This window comes from Pseudoalteromonas sp. 2CM39R, assembly GCF_023161845.1.
Map to the genome: position 1 here is coordinate 1 of NZ_JALNTM010000041.1, position 25776 is coordinate 25776.

Annotated in this window: 19 protein-coding genes and 1 tRNA gene; 1 reads left to right on the forward strand and 19 read right to left on the reverse strand. The window is 37.4% G+C overall.

The features are described 5' to 3' along the window. Nucleotides 1-536: 536 nt before the first annotated feature. The 17 genes from rfaH to MTF66_RS37235 all read right to left on the reverse strand — a co-directional run bounded on the left by rfaH (nucleotide 537) and on the right by MTF66_RS37235 (nucleotide 20103). Entirely contained in the window at nucleotides 537-1022 is a 486-nt protein-coding gene (gene rfaH / locus MTF66_RS37155) for a transcription/translation regulatory transformer protein RfaH (RefSeq protein WP_248530233.1), read from the reverse strand. A 125-nt stretch (nucleotides 1023-1147) separates the two neighbouring features. After that, nucleotides 1148-2314, reverse strand: coding sequence for a nucleotide sugar dehydrogenase (locus MTF66_RS37160; protein ID WP_248530234.1), 1167 nt, complete (start codon nucleotides 2312-2314; stop codon nucleotides 1148-1150). A 27-nt stretch (nucleotides 2315-2341) separates the two neighbouring features. Beyond that, entirely contained in the window at nucleotides 2342-4297 is a 1956-nt protein-coding gene (locus tag MTF66_RS37165; RefSeq protein WP_282454263.1) for a nucleoside-diphosphate sugar epimerase/dehydratase, read from the reverse strand. A gap of 150 nt (nucleotides 4298-4447) precedes the next feature. Continuing rightward, nucleotides 4448-5623: a DegT/DnrJ/EryC1/StrS aminotransferase family protein gene (locus MTF66_RS37170; protein ID WP_248530236.1), complete on the reverse strand. Its 1176-nt coding sequence runs from the start codon at nucleotides 5621-5623 to the stop codon at nucleotides 4448-4450. Next, nucleotides 5623-6471 (reverse strand): 3-hydroxyacyl-CoA dehydrogenase family protein, encoded by an 849-nt coding sequence (locus MTF66_RS37175; RefSeq protein ID WP_130167245.1) that lies wholly within the window; start codon nucleotides 6469-6471, stop codon nucleotides 5623-5625. Before MTF66_RS37175 ends, MTF66_RS37170 begins: the two co-directional genes overlap by 1 nt. Next, the gene (locus MTF66_RS37180; RefSeq protein WP_130167244.1) at nucleotides 6471-7106 is read right to left on the reverse strand and encodes an acetyltransferase; all 636 of its coding nucleotides are present in this window, start codon (nucleotides 7104-7106) and stop codon (nucleotides 6471-6473) included. The genes MTF66_RS37175 and MTF66_RS37180 overlap by 1 nt, the downstream gene beginning before the upstream one ends. Next, a complete protein-coding gene (locus tag MTF66_RS37185) occupies nucleotides 7103-7702 on the reverse strand; it encodes a sugar transferase (protein WP_248530237.1) in 600 nt (199 codons plus the stop codon). Before MTF66_RS37185 ends, MTF66_RS37180 begins: the two co-directional genes overlap by 4 nt. Beyond that, nucleotides 7695-8921 carry a glycosyltransferase family 4 protein gene (locus MTF66_RS37190; RefSeq protein ID WP_248530238.1) on the reverse strand — a complete coding sequence of 409 codons (1227 nt, stop codon included), beginning with the start codon at nucleotides 8919-8921 and terminating at the stop codon, nucleotides 7695-7697. Before MTF66_RS37190 ends, MTF66_RS37185 begins: the two co-directional genes overlap by 8 nt. Next, entirely contained in the window at nucleotides 8921-9790 is an 870-nt protein-coding gene (locus MTF66_RS37195; RefSeq protein WP_130167241.1) for a glycosyltransferase family 2 protein, read from the reverse strand. Before MTF66_RS37195 ends, MTF66_RS37190 begins: the two co-directional genes overlap by 1 nt. After that, nucleotides 9780-11003 (reverse strand): hypothetical protein, encoded by a 1224-nt coding sequence (locus tag MTF66_RS37200; protein WP_248530239.1) that lies wholly within the window; start codon nucleotides 11001-11003, stop codon nucleotides 9780-9782. The genes MTF66_RS37195 and MTF66_RS37200 overlap by 11 nt, the downstream gene beginning before the upstream one ends. After that, complete coding sequence (locus tag MTF66_RS37205; protein ID WP_248530240.1) at nucleotides 11000-12115, reverse strand: hypothetical protein; 1116 nt, start codon at nucleotides 12113-12115, stop codon at nucleotides 11000-11002. Before MTF66_RS37205 ends, MTF66_RS37200 begins: the two co-directional genes overlap by 4 nt. Then, entirely contained in the window at nucleotides 12108-13244 is a 1137-nt protein-coding gene (locus MTF66_RS37210; RefSeq protein ID WP_248530241.1) for a glycosyltransferase, read from the reverse strand. The genes MTF66_RS37205 and MTF66_RS37210 overlap by 8 nt, the downstream gene beginning before the upstream one ends. A gap of 8 nt (nucleotides 13245-13252) precedes the next feature. Further along, entirely contained in the window at nucleotides 13253-14656 is a 1404-nt protein-coding gene (locus MTF66_RS37215) for a lipopolysaccharide biosynthesis protein (RefSeq protein WP_248530242.1), read from the reverse strand. A gap of 47 nt (nucleotides 14657-14703) precedes the next feature. Next, on the reverse strand, nucleotides 14704-15648 hold the full coding sequence (locus tag MTF66_RS37220; protein WP_248530243.1) for a Wzz/FepE/Etk N-terminal domain-containing protein: 945 nt from the start codon (nucleotides 15646-15648) through the stop codon (nucleotides 14704-14706). A 23-nt stretch (nucleotides 15649-15671) separates the two neighbouring features. Beyond that, nucleotides 15672-18341, reverse strand: a complete 2670-nt coding sequence (locus MTF66_RS37225; RefSeq protein ID WP_248530248.1) for an SLBB domain-containing protein — start codon at nucleotides 18339-18341, stop codon at nucleotides 15672-15674. 126 nt (nucleotides 18342-18467) lie between these two features. After that, a complete protein-coding gene (locus MTF66_RS37230) occupies nucleotides 18468-19247 on the reverse strand; it encodes a YdiY family protein (protein ID WP_248530244.1) in 780 nt (259 codons plus the stop codon). Nucleotides 19248-19284: 37 nt separating this feature from the next. Then, nucleotides 19285-20103 (reverse strand): mechanosensitive ion channel family protein, encoded by an 819-nt coding sequence (locus MTF66_RS37235; RefSeq protein WP_054563554.1) that lies wholly within the window; start codon nucleotides 20101-20103, stop codon nucleotides 19285-19287. A gap of 279 nt (nucleotides 20104-20382) precedes the next feature. On the opposite strand from MTF66_RS37235, the gene MTF66_RS37240 reads away from it, so the two are divergent. After that, nucleotides 20383-20458 (forward strand) — tRNA-His (locus tag MTF66_RS37240). 694 nt (nucleotides 20459-21152) lie between these two features. Here MTF66_RS37240 and nagP read toward each other — a convergent pair. Together nagP and MTF66_RS37250 are read right to left on the reverse strand one after the other, a co-directional pair. Continuing rightward, nucleotides 21153-22439 (reverse strand): N-acetylglucosamine MFS transporter NagP, encoded by a 1287-nt coding sequence (nagP, locus tag MTF66_RS37245; RefSeq protein WP_248530245.1) that lies wholly within the window; start codon nucleotides 22437-22439, stop codon nucleotides 21153-21155. A gap of 388 nt (nucleotides 22440-22827) precedes the next feature. Then, on the reverse strand, nucleotides 22828-25476 hold the full coding sequence (locus tag MTF66_RS37250) for a family 20 glycosylhydrolase (RefSeq protein ID WP_248530246.1): 2649 nt from the start codon (nucleotides 25474-25476) through the stop codon (nucleotides 22828-22830). Between the last annotated feature and the right edge of the window lie 300 nt (nucleotides 25477-25776).

A 25776-nucleotide genomic window follows, 5' to 3' on the forward strand; every position in this document is an offset into this window, starting at 1 on the left:
AGGTTCTAGGTTCTAGGTTCTAGGTTCTAGGTTCTAGGTTCTAGGTTCTAGGTTCTAGGTTCTAGGTTCTAGGTTCTTCAAGATTGTAAATCGTTGCTTGTGTGTGTTTGCAAGCGGTATCGCGTTATGAATACAAAAGCCTACTGTAGGAGGCGTTTTAACGCCGAATATTTTTCAACGATTCACGGCTAAAGCCGTTCCTACGGGCTTGGCGCTTCTCGCAAAATCTTGAAAGCAAGACTCTTTGCTTGTCTAGCCCTCCGGGCACGCTTCCGCCCCTAGGTTGCAGTTCCTACGTACTGATTTTATTATTATTTTTTGTTTTTCCGTGTTAAAGCTTAATGCTTACACCTTAGTAGGTGTTTTAACGCCGAACATTTTGAACATGTTCACGGCTAAAGCCGTTCCTACGTTAATGTCGCGCGGAATCACGACTTATAAATTATCTGTTCCGTAGGAGGCTATTTAACGCCAAACATTTAAATCATGTTCACGGCTAAGGCCGCTTCTACGTTAATGTCGTTTTGAATCGCGACTTATAAACTGATTTCTTTATTATCTACACTTACGGTGACTTGTTTGTTCAATAAATTAACTAACAAAATGCTACGCATGTCACCATCTGACTCTTGGTAAATAGCTTGAACATTTTTAAATGACTCTGTGTTTAGATAAACAACATCACCGGCTTTTGGTAGCGAAGATGTTACCTCAGTCATATCACTCATAGATTTGAGTTGAGCAATTAACTGCTCAGGTACGATTTGAAATTTATGACCATAAGCAACAAAACCACTTACTCCACGGGTATTTTTTACCGCAGAAAAGTTACAGTTTTGCGAGTCTAGCTTTATAAATAAATAACTAGGGAAAAGAGGAGATGTACGAATTGATCGGCGGCCCTTTACGATTCGCTCGATTTTATGTTCGGGAAAGAATACTTCAAAACCTTGGTTTTGAAGGTTAGTTTGAGCTCTTAGCTCTTGTTTTGATTTACAAAAAAGTAAGTACCAACTTTCCATAGTCACACCTAAAATACTCATTTTCCTTAAAACCAATCCAAAAGGATTGGTTTTTATGAGCCAGCGATTATACGCAGAGAATTTAGGCGTGTCTATTACAAAATTGTTATTACCCCAAGTGAGAACTAATCACTACCAAACAAGTCTCTGGTGTATACTTTTTCTGCAACATCATCGAGCTCAGTTACCATTCTGTTGGCAATAATTACATCTGCAGAAGACTTTAATTCAGCTAGATCATGAGTCACTTTAGAGTTAAAGAAAGTTTCTTCATGTAATTCAGGTTCATAAACTATCACTTCAACACCCTTAGCTTTGATTCGCTTCATGATGCCTTGAATAGCGGATGCTCTAAAGTTATCAGAACCAGCCTTCATGATTAAACGATGAATACCCACTACCTTTGGCTTTCTTGCGAGGATCGACTCTGCGATAAAATCTTTACGAGTAGAGTTTGCGTCTACAATGGCGCGAATCATGTTGTTTGGCACGTTTTGATAGTTAGCCAATAATTGCTTGGTATCTTTAGGTAAGCAATAGCCACCATAGCCAAAGGAAGGGTTATTGTAATGACCACCTATACGTGGGTCTAAACTTACCCCTTCGATTATTTGTTTAGAATTTAAACCATGGCTTTCTGCGTAGCTGTCAAGCTCGTTAAAGTAGGCTACGCGCATAGCAAGGTAAGTATTTGAAAACAACTTAATGGCTTCTGCTTCAGTTGGATCAGTAAACAATACTTCAATCCCTTCTTTAATAGCCCCTTGTGCTAATAAATTTGCAAATACCTCGGCGCGCTCTGATCGTTCACCCACAATAATACGCGATGGGTGTAAGTTATCGTATAACGCTTTACCCTCTCTTAAAAACTCTGGAGAGAAAATAATGTTTTCTGTATTAAACTTTTGCTTAATGCTTTCGGTAAAGCCAACAGGTACAGTTGACTTAATAACCATTACTGCTGTTGGGTTTATTGTTTTTACATCAGCAATAACAGCTTCAACTGACTTTGTATTAAAGTAGTTGGTCTCTGGATCATAATCGGTAGGTGTAGCGATGATGATGAAATCTGCATTTTGATAAGCTAATTGCTTATCTGTAGTGGCAGTAAAACTCAGTTGCTTATTAGCAAGAAAATCTTCAATTTCTGTATCTGATATTGGCGACTTCCCGGCATTTAGTTGCGCTACTTTTTCTTCAACAATATCTAGAGCTACTACATTGTTATGTTGGGCCAACAACATGGCATTAGATAAACCAACATAACCTGTACCCGCGATTGTAATATTCATATATACCTAATTAAACTACTTTATTTTTTACTTTGCATTCTTTAATACAGTTACGTTTTCGTTATTTTTTACACTCTCAAGCCAATGGAGGTCACAAATACCATCTGTGGGATTAAAGGCTGTTGGTGCTTCTAACAACAACTTACGAATAGAGTGGTGATCGTTTAAATCACATGACGATTTAAGCTCAAGTAAAACTTGTTCAAGCTCATTCCATGGCATTTTAACTTCGTGTGCACTCATGATTCTTTGATGATCAGTACCAACAACGTTATCACCAATCAATAGCTCTTCATAAAGCTTTTCACCAGGACGTAGGCCAGTACATTGAATTTCAATATCACCTTCAGGGTGTTTATTTGACTTCACTTCTAAGCCAGAGAGGTGGACCATCTTAGTCGCTAAATCCATTATTTTAACCGGTTCGCCCATATCTAAAACGAACACATCGCCCCCCTTACCCATTGCACCTGCTTGAATAACAAGCTGAGCTGCCTCTGGGATGGTCATAAAATAACGAGTTATGTCTTTATGGGTTAAAGTGATAGGGCCGCCTTGCTTAATTTGTTGCCTGAATAATGGTACAACAGAGCCTGAAGAACCCAGAACATTACCAAAACGAACCATAGTAAAGCGCGTAGCTTTTTGTGTATCAGATAATGCTTGCAGCACTAACTCAGCCATACGTTTGGTTGTCCCCATCACATTGGTAGGTCGAACTGCTTTATCGGTTGAAATAAGTACAAAGGTTTCAACGTTATTTTCTATCGCAGCACGGGCAATGTTACTGGTGCCAAATATATTATTTTTAACACCTTCAATAACATTATGCTCAACTAAAGGCACATGCTTGTAAGCTGCAGCATGATAAATAGTTTGCACTTTAAATGACGAAAGTGTCATTGAGATGAGTTTAAAGTTTTGAATAGAGCCAAGAATTGGCACTATTTCGATATTTAAGGAGTTTTGAAAAACGTAGTCTTTCAGCTCTTTTTCAATTGCATATAAGCCATATTCAGAAAGTTCAAACAAGACTAGCTTCGTTGGTGAGTTTTTAACAATTTGACGACAAAGCTCAGAGCCAATTGACCCTCCTGCACCTGAAACCAAAACAACCTTATTTTGAATATTAGCAGACATTAATTCGGTGTTTGGCTCTACTGGATCACGCCCTAAAAGATCTTCAACACCTACTTCTTTTATTTGTTCTAATGAAGTGTTCCCTGCTACCAAATCGGCCATTCCAGGAATCGTCATAACTTGTAGTTTAAAAGACTCAATTTCATTGAGGATTTCTTTTCTGCGGCTTCGGGTAGCACTTGGTAAAGCTAATAAAATTTTCGTGACTGATTTAGTAGCAACTACTTTTGAAATTTCTTTAGATGAAAAAACATTCAACCCTTGTACGAATGTATTTTGTTTTTTAGGGTCATCGTCTAAAAACGCAACTGGGGCATATTCAGGTCCATTAGCCAACGCAGTTGCTAATTGACGTCCAGCAGAGCCTGCACCGTAAATAACCACGCCTTCTTTTCTGCGCATAATGAGTTTACCGACGATCGCACGTACTGTTAATCGGCTACCACCAATAAGCAGCAAAGCGATACAAAAGTATATAACAGGTACAGTTCTTGGGACTTGCGCCCCAATAAAGAATGAAAGGCCAATTAGAGAGACCGTGGATAAGATCACACCAGCTAAAATTGCCCATAAAGCTTGAGAGTTAATATACCGTAAAACAGCACGATATAAGCCTAGCTTCACAAAAGCGGACAAACTTAATGGTAATACCCCTAAAAGTAATAACCAGTTCTGGTAGTCATAAAACTCTTTCAAGCTATCGAGTCTTAATATAAATGCAAGCCAAAAAGATAAAAATATAAAAAAAGTATCTATAATTAAAGAAACAACTCTTTTTTGGTTTCGCGGTAATTTGACAAGAGTATCTAAAAACAAGAAAGGGTCCCTATTAAAAAGTAACATATCAGTCCTACTCTAATTCTACTACATTAGGAACAACTAAAACAATTCCTATAATCTAGTTGAGCAGTGCTTAACAATCCTTTGCTTTTTTGTAAAAAAAAGTGGCAATTTGTTACCGAAGAAGCAACTAATCTACCACTTAAGACTATGTTATTTAGATGCGGCTTCTAAAACCTCGTGTATAGCAATTGTAGTTTGCTGAATTTCATCCTGAGTTAGAGATGGATGTACAAGGAACATTAATGAGGTTTCACCTAACTGGACAGCATTTTTCAAGCGCTCAGCTGGTCGCCACAAAGTATTATCAAAAGCTTTCTCTAAATAAACTTCAGAGCAACTTCCTTGAAAACAAGGCACACCACGAGCTACTATTTCGTTAACTATTCGGTCCCGATCCCATCCTTCAGCTAAAGATTCAGGCTTTATAAACATATAATGCTTATACTCAGCATGCTCAATATATTCAGGTATTGACACTAAACGGACACAATTATAACCACTTGCAGCCTGATCTAATTGTGCACCATAAGCCTGACGCTTTGCAGTCCAGTCACTCATACGAGTTAGCTGAATACGTCCAATTACAGCCTGCATCTCGGTCATACGCCAGTTAGTACCAAAGCTTTCATGTAGCCATCTAAATCCTGGAGGATGCTCGCGATTGTAAATGGCATCGAAGCTTTTACCATGATCTTTGTAGCTCCACATTTTTGACCATAACTCTTTAGAGTTTGTGGTAACCATGCCACCTTCACCGCCTGTAGTCATTATTTTGTCTTGGCAAAAGCTCCAAGCTCCAATGTGGCCAATGCTCCCAACTGACTTACCTTTATATTTTGCTCCATGTGCCTGAGCACAATCCTCAATAACATAGAACCCATACTCATTACTTAACGCCATGATTGCATCCATCTCAGCCGGCATTCCAGCTAAATGCACAACTATGACAGCTTTAGTTTTAGGAGTAAGTACGGCTTTAATAGACTCAGCTGTGATTGCTTGACTGTTAAGATCAACATCAGCAAATATTGGCGATGCACCTGCAGTAACAATACTGCTCGCAGAAGCTAAAAATGTACGAGGTGTAGTAATTACCTCATCGTCTGGACCTATATCTAATGCCTTTAAAGCAAGATCGAGAGCAAGAGTTCCATTACCTAACGCTACAGCGTACTCTGTACCAGCCCAAGCTGCAAATTCATTTTCAAATTCACGGCCTTCTGTACCGGTCCAATAATTAACTTTATTCGATAAAATAACGCGGCTAACGGCATCAGCTTCTTCTTGGGTAAAGCTTGGCCACGGAGAAAAAGGAGTGTTTAACATTACTTATACTCAAAAAAGCCTTTTTTAGATTTTCGCCCTAAATGATTTGCTCGAACCATTTTCCTTAGTAAAGGATGTGCTCGGTATTTAGGATCACCTGTTTCGCTATAAAGCGTTTCCATAATTGATAAATTCACATCATTACCAATTAAATCAGCTAGAGCTAATGGGCCCATAGGATGATGCGCACCAAGCTTCATAGCCTTATCAATATCCTCTGCTGTAGCAACACCTTCAGCTAAAATACTTACAGCTTCATTAATCATAGGAATAAGCATACGATTAACTACGAATCCAGGAGCCTCCTGCACAACCACAGGTGATTTACCTAACATCTTTGTTAGTGACTCTAACTTTTCAACAATAGAGCTAGATGTTTCATGACCAACAACAATCTCAACTAACTCCATTACGGGTGCAGGATTGAAAAAGTGCAAGCCTACAACATTTTTAGGATTAGGCAGTACACTGGCAAAAGCAGTAATTGATAGAGAAGAAGTGTTCGTTGCTACGATTGCATTATTGGACACTAAGTTAGATAACTTAGAAAATAATTCCATTTTTACTGTAAAGTCTTCGGCTACAGCTTCTATAATTAAATCTGAATTCCTAATGACCTCTAAATCTGTACAGGCTTGTAGTTTTTCAACAGATGTAGAAGCTTGCTCTTCGGTAATTTTAGACTTACGAATAAGTCGCTTCATACCTTTTTCGCAAATATCTATCACATTAGCTGCTTTAGCTTCTGTACGAGCAATAATGTTAACCTTAGTAATCTGAACGCAGTTACAAATAACTTGGGCAATACCTGTTGCCATTGTACCTGAACCAATGATTGATACTTCCATTACTCAACAATCTCCTTGAGTTTCTTTGCTGGGTTACCTGCAAAAATAAATTTTTCCGGTATATTCTTAGTTAGAACCCCACCCATTCCAAGCATTGAACCGCCTTCTAGAGTTAGCCCCTGCCTAATTACAGCCCCAGTGCCAACTTCAACCAAATCATGTAAGGTCACATTTCCTGAAATAGCAGCCATAGGTGCAACTGTTACAAAATCTCTAATTTCACACTCATGACCAACAGTGACATTAAGATTTAAAACACAGTGCTCACCAAGTTCAATATCTGTTGTCAAAATAGTTCCAGCGCAAACAATAGCTCCTTTGGAAATTTTAACTGTGTTTGAGAAACGTACACTAGGATGTACTAAGATTGCGTAATCAGGGTCCCCTAAAAGCTTCATTTTATCAGCCACTAACTTACGCACACGAGGATTACCAATTGCAATTACAAACTGACAATCTGAAGCATATTCAATCCAAGAATCTATATTTCCCAAGACATTTACACCTTGAAGTTCAAGGCCATGAGTTTCGGAATTATCGTCTAAGACACCTCTAACTTTACGATTGCAATCATTAGCTAGCCAAATAACTTCTTTGGCAAAGCCTCCACCGCCAATAACTATAATATCTTTCATTCTTTATCACTACCTTTAAAGAGTGGCATTGTTGCTTCACCATCAGCACTAATACCTTCACGAACAAATACCTTTTTTACTGTTAAAAAAAGAATTTTTATATCAAGTAAAAAACTATGATTATCGACGTACCAAACATCTAATTTAAACTTATCTTCCCAACTAATAGCATTTCGCCCATTAACTTGGGCCCACCCAGTTATACCTGGACGAACATCATGGCGTCGTGCCTGCTCTTTGTTATATAGAGGTAAATACTGAACAAGAAGAGGTCTTGGACCAACCAAACTCATCTCACCTTTGAGAACATTTATGAGACCAGGTAATTCATCCAAGCTTGTTGAACGTAAGAACGCGCCAAACTTTGTAATTCTTTTTTCATCGGGTAAGAGTCGGCCTTGACTATCTGTATCATTTAACATGGTTCTAAATTTAAGCATATTAAACACATGACCATTGAGACCTGGCCGCTCCTGCTTAAAAAGAATAGGTGAGCCTATATTGAATCGCACCAATAAAGATAAAATAAGCATTAGTGGGGATAATAAAAGCAAAGCAAAAAGCGAAACAATAAAATCAAAAAACCGCTTAATCATCACATGCTTCCAGTATCGTGTTCTCTAACTTTTTAGCCATAATATCTCTCGAAAAACGCTCATAAGAAAGTGTGCGGCAACTATCCTTTGCCAGGTTATATGCCTTCATATCAAATAAGAAATCTTTGATATTAATAACCGAACTTTTATAGTTCCTATGGTCAAGAACAACACCACATTTAGACTCAAGTATAAATTCTTTTTGCCAGCCTCCGTAATTTATAGCAATCGGAGTCTGTGAGGCCAAAGAATCAAAAAGTTTATTAGCCGAATTATTCCACATCTCCTTTATAGGTCCAAATAATGAGAGTGATAAGTCGGCAGCGGAAAGAATCTTTACAATCTCCGTTTTAGGTACAGCTGGTAATATATAAAGATTCTTATTGAGAACTCCTGCACTTGACGCCTTCTCAATAACCTTTTCTTTCTCCATACCTTCACCTATTGCAACAAAGCATAACTCAGGTGCAATGTTCATAGCTTCCTTAGCTATTTCGACAAGGTACCCAACATCGTTGATCAAACCGAAAGTTCCTGTATAAACAATTAATTTACGGCCATTTAGAAAGCTAAAATTGGAGTTAATATAATTTTCACCAACGATACTATCGACATCAAAGAGTTCTGTATCACAACTGTTAGTAGCTAAGGTTATTTTACTTCTAGGTATCCCTTGCTGAGCAATACCATCACACATTCCGGGAGAAAGACCAACCAGGCGAGAAGAGTTTCTATATGTATACTTTTCTAACCACCTAGCAAAAGAAATTATTAATGGATTTTTAATCACCCCTGTTGCAATAGGAAGCTCTGGCCATAAATCTCTGACCTCAAAAACCAAAGGCTTTCCTTTAACTTTTGAATAGACTAATCCTGGAATCGCAATTGTAAGCGGAGTACTAGTAGCAAAAACCACATTGGATTTAACTTTTAAAGCTTTAAATGTAGAGCGAATAGAAAAGTTAATAAATTTAAAAATTCGCTTAATAAACCCATCATTATTAGAGTAATTAAGATTCAAGATATGAAGTTTAATTCCTTCAATTTCTAAATAATTCCATCCATTTTTTAAACTGAATTCATCAGATAAATAAGCCGAAGATGTAACAAAAGTCACATCATGGCCATTTTTAACTAACCTTTTAGCCATCTCATAAGAACGAGTTCCACTTTTAGAAGAAGGGGTAGCAAAATATTGATGCAAATATAAAATTTTCATTAGACTAACTTTCTTCTCCTAATAACACTAAAAATATGGGACCAACTATAAAAAATTTTATACCCTCTATAGCGACAGTAGAAATAACGACTTAAAAACTTATTAAAGCCGAATTTATAAGCTGAAAAAAGATGGCCTGACATAGCAGCTAGATTCGGGTCGCCTTTAGAAATAAGAAAGTCATTGTAGCGTGAAAGTGCATCGAACCTAGAGTCAATTACTTCTTCAGACAGTTGCTTTGTTAAGCTTTGATCACTTTCAACAACACAGTATATTTCATCAGTAGTAACAGCAATATTTTTAGCGAAATATGAACATTTCAAAGAAAAGTTAACATCGTTTGAAGCAATCACTTCATCAAAAAGTATATTGTTATCTACAATTAACTTTCTACTTACAAGTTTGCTCCAAGGAACATGAAATCTGTATTTTATCGCATCTTTTCCTGTTTCAATAAAATCTAAGATAAGCTGTTTATAACTTAGGTGCCTTGTAGATGATTCTCCCGACTCTTTTCTACTCGTCGGTGTAAAAAAAACTAAATCATTTGATTTATGGCAATAATTATAAACTTTATCAAACGCACCTTCTAAAAAACAATCATCGGCATCAGCAAATAGAATAAATTGACCGACTGATTTTTGTAAGCCTAAGTTTCGCGCCGCTCCAGCCCACCGATGCCCTTGTAATTGCATAAAAGTAATAGAACGTTTATGTTTAGAAATTATATCTTCTATACTGTCAGAGTGATCATTTACAACAATTACTTCTAGCCAATCATGCTCAGGAATTGAAGATAACAGTTTGGATAAACTAGCCCTAGAGTTGTAGTAAGGTATAATTACTGATACAAGAACTTTATTTGGCACTCAAACCTCTCAACTTTAAAAGATAACCAACCATCAGCGCTGACATATATGATAGTTTTGACATTTCTACCATTACCCCACTAAATTGCGTTAAGGGTAAAGTAAAAGCCCATAAGAATACCACAAGCGGGTAAATAAAGTCATCTGATTTACGCAGTTCACGCATTTTTATAAATGAGAAGACTACAATAAAAAATACAACAAAATAATGGAAAAATATTGATAGGAGTCCATATCTAAAAAAGTATACAGCCGGTAATGATTCTAAACTTTCATCCCTTCCGAGCCCGCTTCCAAAAAAGATGCTCTTTTCATATGCTGAATTAAAAGCTGAAATTATTTGCTCAAAGCGGACATTCAAAGTTCCAGAGTTTGATGTATTCATTAATAATGTATCAAGAGACTTTAGTGAGCGAAGTTCTGTTGAGATAAGTAGATTAGAAATTACATCTTTATTAATAAAAAATAAAAACACTAACGCAAAAGGGAAGAAGAATAGAATAGACTTAAGCAATAAACTCTTAGATTTAAAAAAAGCATACAAATATATACAGATAAATAAAGAGAAAATCATCGACTTGCTCTGTGATAATAAAACCAGCAGTGCTGTTAAGACGACTAAAAGAAAACCAAAAAGTGTAGTTTGATACTTGTTATAATTAATTAATGCCAAAAAGAAAAGAATCAGAAAAGCATAGCCTGAATAGTAACTAGTTCCAAAAAAGGTTACAGCATAAAATAAAAGTTCAAATCTAAACTCTCTTTTATAAAGATAAAAAACGAGCTCGTGAAAATATGGCTGAGAGTTTAAAATCAACTCAACAAAAACATATGAAGTCGAAACAAGAACAATCAAAGCTAGCCGTTGCTTACATACAAAATCAGAATTTTTGACTGCATCAATAGCGGCAATAGTTATCACCAACAACATCAATGGCCTTAAGTAGGAAAATCCACTTCCAATAGATATCTCTAAGCTTGCGATGTCAAAAATAAAACTAACACTAAGTAATAATAAAAGGACTAAGTAATAATTTATAACAACCTTGTTACGGGAAAAATCAACACTTTTTTTATAAATAATCAGGTATAGTATTGAAAATAAAAAAACCAAAATATTAATATGAACCTGAGAATTAACCATTATTGTTGGAAATAATGGAAAAAAGAAAATGCTAAAGAATATTACAAAGTTGACCTTATCTTTTGTCACTTAGACACCATTTCAGAAGATACCTTAATAGGTGTAGTTAGTTTAATATCTAACAAAGCAATTTCATAAAGCCTAGCTAAACTTGTATGGTAGTCATGCACATTGACTGTATTACTGATTCCTGTAATCGAAAAATGCCTTTCAAGTGCTTTAATTGCATAATTCTCATCTGAAATAATATTTGAGAGTGCTATTGCCTCCTCAATGCCTGGCGGATTATATTGATAAGAATATTTAGATTTCTTTAATGACTTTAAATATTGTTCAGATTTTATTACTGATATAATTTTATCAAACTTTTTACTTTTGAAAAAAGCATGTTCTTTGAATTCAGAATATAAATAACTTAAGGCGACCAGGTTAAAGGAGTGATAACCTACAGATTTAGAATAAAGAGAACGCTTAATTTTAAAAGAATACATTTTATTGAAAAAATAATCTAAGATCGAACCAAATCCTAGGTTCTTTTCTATTTTAAAATTATAAATCGATGATTTATGATAGATAATTCCATCTGAATACAATTCTACATTGCTTAATACATTATCCATAAAGCTTAGGCTTTGCTCTTTTGCAATGCTAAAGTCCAACTTTGCAGCTATAGATGCAAACCAAAGTTGGTGATTAAAAGTTTGATCGAAGTCTCCAAAAGAGCCTTCTACATTCAATACCCTCCAGAGACTTCGGTTACTGTCAAATGAATGCATTCTATAAAGAGAAATTGCCTGCTTCATCAACTCACCATCATTATAAACTTTTGCTGAATAGATCAATGCTTCCATGATCCATGCTTGTCCCATAACACCATTAGAGAAGTCTTTAAGAGGATTTTTTCGACAGAAAAATGCAGCTTTCATCGGGCGGAACTGTTCTGATAAAAGAAGATCAATAGCTTGATAAGAAAACTCTTTATATTTAATTTCTTTAGTTTCCTTATATATACAACTGAAAATTATTATCCAGTGTGCGATATTTCTAGCTCTTGTCTCTTCGTCTTTATAAGGCCCATTATGCCCTGCTTCTATAGAATCTAGTGAAAAATCAAGCTTATCAGAGCCCTTAATTAAAATATCTAATAATGTTATATAGCCTGGAGTAATATTATCATTCATTAATTTTTTCCATATAGTGATTAAAGACTGTTTCTAAATTAAAAACTTCTCTTGCTAATTTTTCATCACTTATAATACTTTTTTCATCCATCGAATTATCAACTAAATATAGAAACTTTTCTTTAAGGTTTTCAACTGAAATTTCTTCACATATAGACTGTGTTTTGAAACCTAATTGGCTAAGGTACTGATAATTATCTAAGGGAGAAAGTATGTTTTTTGTTCCCCGTAAATAAGCATAAACGATACTTATCGTTAATTGATCTGTAGAACCAAAACAAATATTATAATCGGCGCTGTCATATAAATTCATTAGATCAGTACCTTCGTACCATTTATCTATATCAATTTTAATGTTATTGCTTTGATCATAATCTATAATGATTTTACGTATCTTTTTAAGTACTTCAGGATCGCAACCATAAGCACCAACTATATGTAACTGATGATGTGTATTACTAGGAAAAGCTTTACAAAATGCTTCAACTACTAGATCTACATTATTATATGAGTGCAATGCTCTAGTAGATAAAAAGACTTTGTTTTCTTTTCTCTTTTTAGGTTTCATTTCATGTTCATACCAATCTAAATCTGCTCCCCATGGACAACACAGAACCTTTTCACTGAACTGTGGAAACTCATTTAGGAAGTCATCTTTCGTTGTATGCCAGTTACAATGAATTACATCTACTTTTTCAAGAACCTCTATAAATTGTTTCAGCCCAGCTTTATCGAGTTCTTTTCTAAGATATTTTCTATAAAAGTCACTTCCATAAATGTTTAATATTGATTTTTTATGCTCTATCTTATTTAATACTTTCAAGTTAGTCGCTGGTGTATAGTTACCTTGTAGAATCAATAAATCTTGTATTCCTTTTCTTTTTAGGAGGAATAAATAGAGGTCAAGTAAAAATAATGAAACACTTTTATTCCTTAGTTTTTGAATTACCTTTGGTAGTTTTTTATAACCATAAGGTGAAAAAACCTTAAAAGAGTGCTTCAAAGTACAAAGGGTTCGTGCCAAAAATGTAATTTCTAATTGCTTATTATTTTTAGTTTGATGGTTTAGGAAGTTGAACCACAATAATGCATTTCCGCCAGTGGCTTGACCAAAGAAAAAGATTTTCATTTAAGCCTCTATACTTTTGCTTTTTTTATAGTTGATAACATGAACAAAAAATCCTTATAGAAAAGGGTTACTACTGCTAGTGATAAAAAAATCCAAATTAACACTATAACTTTACTTGATAATATTATTGTTACTATTGATGCAACCAAAAGAAATAAGGTTAATATATATAACCTTACCCTCGGTATACTCTTCCAAAAATAACATGACAACTCAGTTCGAAGAACAAGGAATACCCAAAATGAAGTTGCTGTACTAATCGCAGCTCCATATGCACCGAATTTTTTCACTAAGAAAAAGTTACCTATAAAATTAATAGCAAAAGCAAAAATTGATGCAAACATTGAGTAATTAGTCTTTTTTACTATATTGAGTCCAACCACTGTTGTTTCTGAAAGTACATAAAATAATGGGGCTAACATGCAAGGTATTACTAAATATTTCACCAAAGAGTATTCATTTGGCAAAATATAATCAATTACCCAACTTGCCATACCGAGCAGTGAAATTATAACTGCAACAAATAAAACCACATACTTATTTATATTCCTAATTTCATTATCATCATGCCCGCCGCTTATAGTCTTATAAACGTAAGGAGTCCATATTGTTGTAAATACTTTCTGGAAAATTATTGCTGCAGTAGAGAAACTTATTGCAACAGAGTAAATGCCTAACTCATTTAATGATGAGTAAGCTCTTAAAAAAAACTTATCTGTAGCAGTAAGCCCCCAATAAGCTATAGCACCAATAGTTAAAGGTAACCCGTAACTAAAATACTCTGAAAATCTTTTAATAGAAAACTTTGTCAATATCGATTTATAAATTCCCTCTTTATTTCCATACAATAAATATAAAAGAATTAATAGGTTCGAAATAAGCTGACCTAATAGCAAATATATAAAACCTGACCCTTCTTCAAATAAAATTATAATGAAAAAGTAACATAGAAAGAATACTTTAGGTAAGAATTGACTTAAGGAAAACAATAATGCATTTTCCTGCATTCGTACAATTAAAGATATAAACCTTTGTAAGTAAACGACCAAAATACATGCTAAAGTCATTAAAGTTAATGTTGAATCCTCAATCCCAAACAAAATGTAAGATATCAGTGTGGGATCGAATAGATATGATGTTAAAGACGTAATTATAAATAAGATAATGCCTGGTGTAATACAATCTTTAAATAACTGACCAACATCTTTTGAGGAGTAATAATAACGAATGTAAGATTGGTCTAAACCTACGGAAAAAAAAAGTACAGCAAAACTCTGTACTATAAATAGCATGCTCAGCCTTCCAACATCTTCTGAACTGAAATGCCATGTAATCAGAGGTAAAGTTACAAATCCAAGGAACGCAGAACCGACAGGTCCTAGTGAGTATTGAGTTATAGTTCTTAGATTCATAAGTAAAATTTATAGTTGTTCATAGCGTTTCAGGCCAAATACTACTATCACTTTGAATAGATGCCTTTTATATTCGACAAGAAAAAGACAATCAAAAGACTCAGCATAAATCCAAGCAAAGTGCCAAAAATACAAATTAATGCCCTTTTGGGTCTATCTTTTAATTCTGGAACAATTGCAGGATCAATTACCTTAAAAACATATTCTTTTCTTACTTCGGCAAACATTATAGTTTTAGTTTGCTCTTCAATTAGGTTATAGAAAATTGACTTTATATCTGAAACACTTGTTTTGCGTATTTGCGCTTCTAGAAATGCGATACTCTTTTTAGCTTCCTCAATATCCTTCTTTTTCATTTCATTATTGATATCCTCTATTAGTAAATCGAGAATATTTTTAGCAAAATAAGGTGAAATATGATCAAATGAAATAGTGATCATGCCAGTTTCAATGTTTTCTATAATACTTAGCTTCTCTAAAAAACTTTTATAAGCTTCTTGATCTGTAGGCTTAGGCGTAAATGGAAGCTGCACTTTCCTCACCCACTTTTTCATCTCAGCATCGTATAAATCTGGGTTATAACTCAACTTATTACTACCTAAATCCCAAAATTCTGCAGCTATCAAATCAGGTAATAAGTTATGTTTATTTATAAATTTTGATATGAATAGTCGCGACCTAAGTATTTCTACAGCTATCTTTGATTTATTTGATTGTGATGGAATATTCATTCCTGCCAAACTAGCAAGTCCGCCAAATTGACTAGCGAGAGAGGACAGCCCTCCTTTACTCTCTTGCTCAGCAGGCATAATTAAAGTAGTTGATTTATAAATATTTGGCTGGTTAATAGCAAATACTACTGAAATTAAAGCTGCTACTAAAGTTATTGATGAAATCAGCCATTTGTACCTAAAAAAGACATTGAAAACTTTTTTTAAATCAACATCTTCAGATGAATTTTCGGCTTTCATATTACGATTTAAACTAGACATTTTAATCTCTATAAAAATAGGCTTTATATACTACTAATAGCAGCAACTGCTACACCTAACTGATAAACAATCTGTGTCGCAGTGCTCCACAGAGTTAGGTTGTCCATGTAATCAGCGTTCATAGGTACAACGATGGTGTCACCCGCTTCAAGCGTGTTTGTGTCATTAACTGCAAACCAGCTGCCTGTACTTGGGATTTTCACTGAGCCGTTAGCTTTGATGATATAGATTCGTTCATCTGCTGCGCGCTCTTTTAAGCCGCCACTAAGATCAATGTAATCGTCTACCGTAATACCTTGCTGGAATAAGTGTGAGGTTGCGTAGTTAACTTCACCAATTACACTGATTGAATCACGTTTACTTGGTACATAAAGCGCATCACCATTTTGCAGAACAAGCCTTTGTTTATCTTCTACAATCAGTGGTAAATCAATAACTAAACGACCAACGGCTTCTACACTCGCGAGATCGTTCAATAACTTGTTCATTTCATCATATGAAAGGCTGTTACTGCTTACAGAATTCTCAAAGCTTTTTGATGCAATATCACGGCGTAAATCTTCCGAAAGTTTTGCTAATTGCTGTTGCTCTTGTTTGCGAATAGCTTCACGAGTGAAAATAGCAGCATTTGGCGCGGCAAATTCAGAAAAACCGCCTGCGCGTTCTAGTAAGTTGCTTAATGTTTCACCGCGACGAATAGTGTAAACACCAGGGAATTTCACTTCGCCTTTAAGCTCTACCTTTACGTTTTCTTGCCAATTAGGAATAGAAAAAATATTTATACTATCTTTACTACGTAATGCTATATTTTCGCCATTACTACCTAACATGGCAGCTTGCAGGTTAAATTTTATATGTTTAACTTTTGATGCGTCGCCATCCATTACACGGGTTATTTCAGCTTGCTCAGTATAAGCAGACTCAAGTAAACCACCGGCGGCGGCTATCAAATCGTTTACTTCGCCATTAACTGTAAGCGGATAAACACCTGGGTAAGTTACATGGCCATTTATTTCTACAAGCTGCATTGCCATAGTGACTGTAGCTTGCTGCTTTAGTTTAGAAATAATTGGCTTTAATAGATTAAAACGACTGAAAACTGCATAATCTTTTGTCTCAAGTAGCTCTTCATCGTCAGTTAAATTGTGCTTGGCAATATCTGCAATCGATTTAGTTCTGTCTTCTTTTGACTTTATTCCTGCTGATGAGCCTGTAACACCGATGTATTTTTCAAACTCTCTTTGCTGGTATTGATGCCATTGTTTTACTTTATACTGCTGCTCTTGCTGCGCTTCTGTAAGCGCCATATTTGCAAGTGCCGTTTCTTCAGCTTGCTTTTCTTGATAACGGCTAAATACAAAAAGCTTATCGTTAGCTTTTAACTCTAAATCATGCTCTGCAGCCTTAACAATCGCTTGTGCTATATCAAATTGAAAAACTTGAATATCACCTGCTACATTAACTTCACGAACAAGTAACCCGTAACCTAAGTCAGCCTGAGGCAGCAAGTCACCACGCACTGAAGTTAGAACGTCAGAGATATGCTTGCCTTGATGCCACTGATAATGACCCGGACGTGCAACAGCACCAATTAAACTAATGCTGTTTTGATATTGGAAGCTTACTGGATTAAAACGAATACGATCGCCATCACGAGGAGTGTAGTTAATTTGATTGCTACTAAAGTCAATTGATAATACTTCTTTCATATTATTGTTATTGAAGCGTTCTACAATTGCTTTTTTAGCGTAAGCTTGCGGCTTTAAACCACCCGCCATTTTTAATAACTGTGCTGCTGTTTCGCCTTTTTTAAGCTCAAAAATAGCAGGGCGCTTTACTAAGCCTTCAACAGCGACTTGTGAGCCAACTGATGGGATAAACACCACATCGCCAGGCTTTAAAATAATATCGTTGCTGCTATCACCGTTGATTAATAGATCATACAAGTCAAAGTTTGCGACAACCTTACCCGCACGTTTAACTTGAATATTACGTAGTGAAGCAATATCAGATACCCCACCACTAACAAATAATGCATGCGATACGGTAGTCAGTGATGAAACAGAATAACTACCCGGCTTGTACGCTTCACCAAGCACTAGCACACGAATGCTACGAAGTTTGCCTACTGAAACAAATGCTTTAATACCAATTACTTCTTGTTCAACTTTTGCTTTGATTAACTCTTTGACTTCTGCAAAAGTCAGACCCGCCACTTGAACAGGACTTAAGTTTGGAATGCTGATACGCCCTTCGCGGTCAACAACAACTTCATAGCTCTCGCTTTCTTTACCGTAAAAGTTGATGTTAAGTGAATCTCCACGACCAATTAAGTAGGTTTCAGGAACTGCCGCATTTTCACTTGGCATAAATGATGTTGGCTCACCAGCAAACAAGTCATAACCAAAAGGCTTTACTTCATCAACTTTTGGAGCAAAGCGCTCTTCATCTGTTAATTGTTCTTTTTCTTGTTCTAAACGAGGTTGGATTGTTGATTCTTGTTCAATTTGGTCGGTTGAAGATTTCTTACCTGTAATCGTTGATAAATCTACACCATACTGCCTTGCTAGCGCCTCTTGCTGCGCTCTAGGAAGCTTTTTAAATTGTTCGATTTGTGCGGCTGTAGGAGTAAAAGCCAATACTGATGCGGAAGTTAACAGCAAAAAAGTAATGAAGAGTCTTTTAAATAACATCACAAGTAGGGATATCCATAGTTCTACAGTCAAAAAGATTGTCTATTCTACCTGAAATACAGGGAAATAAAAAAGGGACTTTCGTCCCTTTTTGTCATTAAATTGTCAACAAAACGGTTTATTTAGTTAAAAACTGTAAACTAGCGTTAGTGACGTTTCTGTATCTGTGTTTTCTTTATCATCAGCAACATCTGAGTTGTGGGTGATGTTGTAAGCTACTTTCATTTGTAGTGAGCCGTTGATCTTAGCTAGAATTGCAGACTCTGAACGTGTTTTAGTATTGGTATCACCATATTCAACTGATACTAACTGAGTAAAACGTGCGCTGTCTGAAATTTGCCAGTTGTAATCAACTTTACCTAAGGCGATTGCTTCACCCTCACGCTCACCTGCAAGTGAATTACCGTTTTCATCAACTTCTGTGCTGCCATCAGGATATTGGAAGTACTTATAACCTGGACCGATTTCAGCGTTTAGCCACATGTCAGAACGGTCGATTAAGCGTAAACCGTAACCCGCTGAGATAACTGATTCGTTACGGTATGCACCAAAGTAATCAGATACGTGCGAACCGTAGATGAATAAGTGTGAGTGCTTTTCGTTTAATTTATAGTTACCTTGCGCTGAGATTGAGTACTTTTCGTTGGTACGCTGTGTTTCTTTTACACCTTGGTCGTTTTCGATCTCATCTTCTTTGTAGATGCCGTCTAACTTGTACTCGTTATTCCAGTTTTCTAAGTTATGTAAAACCTTAACACCACCTTTAAGTGTTGTTGTTTCAGTGTTACCACTTGTAATAATGGCACCTAGTTCACTGGTTACATCCCAAGTTTTGGTTTCATCTGCTGCGAATGCGCTAGTTGCAGCGCTTGCTGCAACTAGAATTGATAATGCTTTTAATTTCATTAAAAAATAACCTTTACTACTTGTACGTTAGACTTAATTAGTCTTCTTTGTGCAAATGAACATCCATTTGCGGAAATGGGATTGTGATGTTGGCATCGTCTAATGCGATCTTAATGTTTTCCATTAAATCGAAATACGTTGGCCAGTAATCAGCTGAGTTAACCCAAGGGCGAACCACAAAGTTTACGCTTGAATCTGCAAGCTCAGATACCGCTACTGTGTATGCTGGGTCTTTTAATAAGCGCTCTTCTTTATCTAAAACTGATTTAAGAACTGCTTTTGCTTCTTTAAGATCTGCATCGTAACCAACACCGATTACTAAATCGATACGACGAGTTGATTCACGAGAGAAATTTGTAATTGGGCTGCCCATAATTGATGAGTTAGGCATGATAATTACTTTGTTGTCTGGTGTACGTAATTCTGTAGAGAAAATTTCGATTTTCTTAACTGTACCCGCTTTACCACCTGCTTCTACATAGTCACCTGATTTGAAAGGACGAAGTAAGATGATTAAAACACCTGATGCAAAGTTAGATAGTGAACCTTGAAGTGCTAAACCTACTGCTAAACCAGCCGCACCTAAAATAGCAATGAATGAAGTAGTTTCAATACCTAATTGAGATAGTGCCATTAAGATTGTTGCAGCAAATACAATTGCATAGACAATACTAGCAACAAATGAACCTACAGCTTTATCGACTTTCTTTTTATCAAATGCTTTTTCAGTTAAGCCTTCGCAGAATTTAGCGATGCGACCACCGATGAAGAAAATGATTAGCGCTAGAACCGCCTGAACGGCGTAATGTATGATTAAACCTGAATTCTCGTTGATCCAGTTCATTATTGTATCCATGTTCTCTCCTGAAGTTCATTTGTAGCGTCACGCTGTACAAATTATATATGATCTTTGGTTAAAAAATCATTAAATTACGCATAAAACTACGAAATGAGTATTTGCTCAATTACAAAAGCCGCAAGTCTAATCTGCGAAACTGAACGCGAGCTGACCAGTGATGGTTTTCTGAATTTTCTGAGGCAAATAAGTTTTTTCTACTTTTTTCAATTTAGGGCTTCACAAGCTAACCTTAATTATGTAATATGCGCGCCACACCAAACGAGGTGTATCTCAGTGGCGGCTGTAGCTCAGTTGGTAGAGCCCCGGATTGTGATTCCGGTTGTCGTGGGTTCAAGCCCCATCAGTCGCCCCACTTCTCCCCTTTTGTAAATCCATATATTTTCCTAAATATTGTCTACTTCAATCTCTAGACTTAGTTTAATCTTCGATACCTGTTTTCAGTTCTAAAAGCCGTCAGCTTTCAGCTGTCAGTTTTGAGCCGAACTGTGTTGTTTGTAGGTAATAGCTTTTAGCTGAATTATTTTTGTTTGTTGGCACCGTATTGTTTTGACGCCTGGGTTTTGAATGTAAGACGCGCCAAGCAAGCGTGACGCCTACATGGTAAGAGGCGTTTTAACGCCGAAGTCTTTAAGGATAATTCACGGCTGAAGCCGTTCCTACGAACGAGAGCTGCGAGGTGCGGGGGAATGTAGGTGTGAAATCTTGTAGGCGCGAAATGTTAGCAGCAGTGCCGTGTTTGAGACGCGCCAAGCAAGCGTGACGCCTACGATGTAGGAGGTACTTTAGTGCCGAACTCTCTAAGATAATTCACGGCTAAAGCCGTTCCTACGAGGTGCGAGATGCGAAATATTGTAGGCGTGAAATTTATTTCACGCGAAAGCCTAGCACCTAGAGCCTCCCCCCTAATACCTAGCGCCTAATTTTTCAAATCCCAAACAAAAAAATGCCACCTTTCGGTGGCATTACACACGGGATTATTTCTATTTACTAGAAATGCTTTTCAAAGTTCAAGGCGGTGCGCTTTTCACCCAACCTCAAACTCATAATTACTTCCAACTTTTCATCTTATGACCTTTAACAGCATAGAAAAGTATGAATAAATAACAAGGCAACATCACAATATAAGCCATTTGTTGTGCTTCTGCGCTTTTTACGCCGCCACTTGCTAAGCCCCAAAATAATGGACCAAACGCTCCACCGGCAATCCCCATAACGAGCAGACCAGAGCCTACACTAGTTAGCTTGCCTAAACCAGATAATGCTAACGGCCAAACTGCAGGCCAAACAATCGCATTAGCAAAGCCTAGCACAGCAATGAGCAATAAGGTATCTGGCAGTACCGATTTTAGGCCAAATAATGTTGATATAAATACAGTTTCATTGCTACCTGTAACAATCGCTAGAGTTAACACACAACCCAATACCGCTGAAATTGTCAGCGCTGTTTGCTGCGATAACACTCTTGGGATAAGTAAAATCCCTAAAAAGTAACCTAGCACCATACAACCCATGGTGTACGATGTCATAACACTGTATTTTTCAACACCTAACGACAGCGCAAAACTGCCAATGGTATCACCAGCAATTACTTCAACTGCCACATAAACAAAAAGTGCCACAATCCCTAAGGCAAGACTCGGATGACTCAGCGCTTCTTTTACCTGCCCCGGTTTTTGCTCATCAACATCGTCATCTATTAACTCTGGTAATGGCATTTTAGTAACTGCAAAGCCGAGTATACCAATAAAAATAGCCATCCCTAAATACGGTAATATTAAGCCATTGGCCATGGCATCAATATCAGTTTGGCTAAGTTCTTTACCTACAAAACCTTCAAAATCGCTGAGTATCAGTGCGGTAAATACTATCGGCGCAACAACACCTGCACCTTTATTCAATATACCCATAATACTAACGCGAGCCGCGGCTGACTCTTCTGGGCCGATTCTTACTACGTATGGGTTAACCGCTGTTTGTAATAACGTTTGCCCAGCTCCCATAACAAGTTGAGCGAATAAAAACAGTGCAAAAATTTGCGTTTTTGCAGCAGGAATAAACAGTAAACCTGCTACCATCATGGTCGCCATACCCAGCGCCATACCGTTTTTATAACCTACCTTTCTGATGATCATCGCCGAAGGTAAAGCCGTAAAAGTCACCGCAATATAAAACGAGAAAATAATCAGCGATGCCTGAAACGGTGAAAGCTGCAAAATTTGCTGTAAAAATGGCATCAGTGAACCATTTAACCATGTAGCAAAACCCAGTATAAAAAACAGCGTGGCAACAATCGCCATAGGCACAACACTGCTTTGTTTATTCATTTCAGACATAACATTTCCCATAACAGCACAGTTCAACTCTACGGCGCTGCTGATTCAGATGATTATATAAAATAGATATTAAATATTTATAACACTATCGCAACAAAAATGACAGCGCTGACATATTTTTTAGATACCGTAGGCGTGAAATTTATTTCGCGCGATGAATTTGGATTAGCCGTCAGCTTTCAGCTGTCAGTTTTGAGCGAACGGTGTTGAATGTAAGACGCGCCAAGCAAGCGTGACGCCTACGGGATGCGAGATGCGAGATGCGAGGTATTGTAGGCGTGAAATTTATTTCGCGCGAAGTTTTAAGGCCGCCAGATTTAGCCAGACGCGCAAGCAAAAATGACGCCTACACTTTGCTGTAGGCGTCACATTTCTTTATCACAAAGCACTACTCACCAACAACTGTGACGCGACTGGTTTGTTTTGCGTTTAAGCGGGTGCGTAGCGCAACTTTTGCATTGTTATCAACCTTCACAGGCTCAACGTAAGTTTGCCAGCTTTGGCCGTTGTCTAGGCTGTATTCAATGCTCAAATATGCAAATGCGCTATTGGCATATAACTTCCCATTTTCAATCACACCGCCCGGGACTGGTAAATGCAGATTGATGCCGTCTTTGGCTAACTTATCAAGCTCTTTTAAGCCTACAGCACTTGAGAACTCAGCCCAGTCTTTTGCTTGTTTTTTACTATCGACGTTTTCGCCTTCCCAATCGGCTTTGTGCCATGCGCGCTCTGCCACTGACAAAATACGCGGGAAGATCATTGCTAACACTTGCTCTTCAGTACGGATTGTTTCTGACCATACCTGACCTTGCATACCTAGAATATTTTCAGGCTTTTCAAGTTTAGGTAATGGGCGGCCCACCAACGCTTCTAAATTAACGATTGGCTCACGAGTACGGGTGTAATCGGCATTGGCATACACGTCATCAGGCATGTAATTAAAGGCTTTTTTAGTATCTGTGTAACGAGTGGCCCAGTAATAACCACGCTCTTCAGGACTTGCTTCGTATGGGTGGTCAAAGTACAAATGCGTACCGTGTGATAACACCACTTGATAACCGGCATTTGCTAGGCGGTATGCTCTATCGGCAACGCCCCATTCCCAAATGTTATCCCAAGTATTTACCGTAAAGGTTTTATTAGGGAACTCATCACGTTTAAATGAATTTTCGCGGTCATACATGATGCCATCTTCCCAAATACCCGGAGAAATACCGCGTTTTTCAAGTAAGGTTGCAACACGTTGTGTGAAATAAGGTTTTAAATCAGCCGGGCCAGCTACACCGTTATTAGGATCAGCAAATAACGCCTGACAGATTGGCGAGCCTATCCACGAACCTGCTCCGACTTCATCACCACCAATATGCAAGTTCTTTAACTGCACACCTGCTTCGCGATACATCTGCTGAAGTTCATAAGTCACTTTATCTAAAAATGCGTAGGTTGAGTCCATACACACATTCATCGAGTTATCTTTGTAGTTTTGTACCGTCATATACACAGAGGTATCTTTTGGATCAGTAAGCAAATATTGCGTTGCTGGCCCCATATCTATGTGTTGAATTTCTTTGTTTGCAGAGCGCGTTTTAATGTTGTTTTTAGCGGCTTTCTCAGCTTCTTCTAACATATTGTGATAACGCGCTTCCATCGCTTTGATTGAGGCACGTGCATGGCCTGGGCCTTCAACTTCAGGGATGATTTGAATGTGGCGGTCTTTCGCAAACTTTAATAGCTCAACAAACTCATCACGTTTCAAATAACCGTTGCCAGAGCCTGATTTAAATGGCCCTGTGCCAAGCTGAGTTAATAAGCACTCGCGTTCTTCTAAATCAAAGCAGCGATAGCCGCCAACGTCGGTGAGCTCTGGTAAGCCTGGGATCTCAAGTCGCCAACCTTCATCTTCTGAAAAGTGCCAGTGTAGCTTATTCATTTTATAGCGAGCCATTTGCTCAACCAGCTTGAACATTGCTTCTTTGCCATGATAGTTACGACCATTATCGTAATGCATACCACGCCAACCATAACGCGGTGAGTCTTCAAGTTCTAACTGCGGTAAGCTGGCACTGCCTTGGCTATTTGCAGGAATCAGGTTTAATAAGCTTTGCATCGCATAAAACACACCGGCGTTATCGCTACCTACGATAGTGATCACTTCATCATCAATCTCTAGAGTGTAGCTTTCAGCTTTTGCATTATTGAGTTTAGGGTCAACTTTTAAGCGTATTACTTTGTCTTTGCCGACATTGATATGATCAGGCTGTGCTTTAAGGCTAATGCCATAGTCATCTTGTAAGTCTTGCATAAACACCATAACTTCGTGCTTAAGCTGGCCTTGATAACTGATTTGCCAATTATTGTTCAACGTTGCGCTACCTCGATTAAAATCGACTTTACGAGGCTTAGGAATAATACGCTTTAATGCATCCTCTTTACTAACCGACACCTTATCAGTGCTATTACGCTCGAAACGTACTTTTGCCGTTGCTAAAACCGATAAATCTTTTGGCTCATTGTAACGGCGTAACTGATTTTCACGGGTAAATGGCGTTACAAACTGTTTAAAGTCTTCAGTGTCGGTGTTGGCAAATACGGCTGGTTTATTCTTACCTGAAACAAAAAATGCCCGTGGCATAAAGTCACTGTAAGCAACAATCCATACTTGCGCGTCAAACGGCAACTCTAAACTTTCACCTGCGGCTAAACCTTTAAATGAACTCGTTGGTACGATGCGATGAAGGTCACCATTAACGTGTTCAATGTTTAGGCCAGCGACATGCTCGGTTGAGATTTTACGAACAGAGTGAATATAAAGCTGCCAGTCGCTCTCGCCTGCAGGCAACGCCACATCAGAGCCATTATTGAGGGTAATTTTTCCTAAAAAGCCCGCATCTTTATTACGAAAGTTATCTTCTACCGAAAACAGCAGTTCGGTACCTTCCGCAAACTGATCAACTTGCGATTGAGTTAATGCTGCACTTGCCATTAAAGGCGCAGTCGCTAGCATTACCGCGAATAGTGACTTCTTAAAATCCATTACTTTCTCCTCGTTTAAGCCCTGAGTGTACGGTATTTCTGCGTACTATTTTTCATTTTTGTTAATAATTCGTTCCTATCATATAAAAACTAAAATGACAGCGCTATCATTTTATGAAAATAAAGGTGAGGAGTTAGAAGCTTTAAGCCGCAAACTGTAAGTTTAAAGCCGAATTGTGTTGTTTGTTGGTAAGGCGTTAGTCCATCGAAGGGGTGTTGAATGTAAGACGCGCCAAGCAAGCGTGACGCCTACATAGTAGGAGGCGTTTTAACGCCGAATAGATCTGACCTATTCACGGCT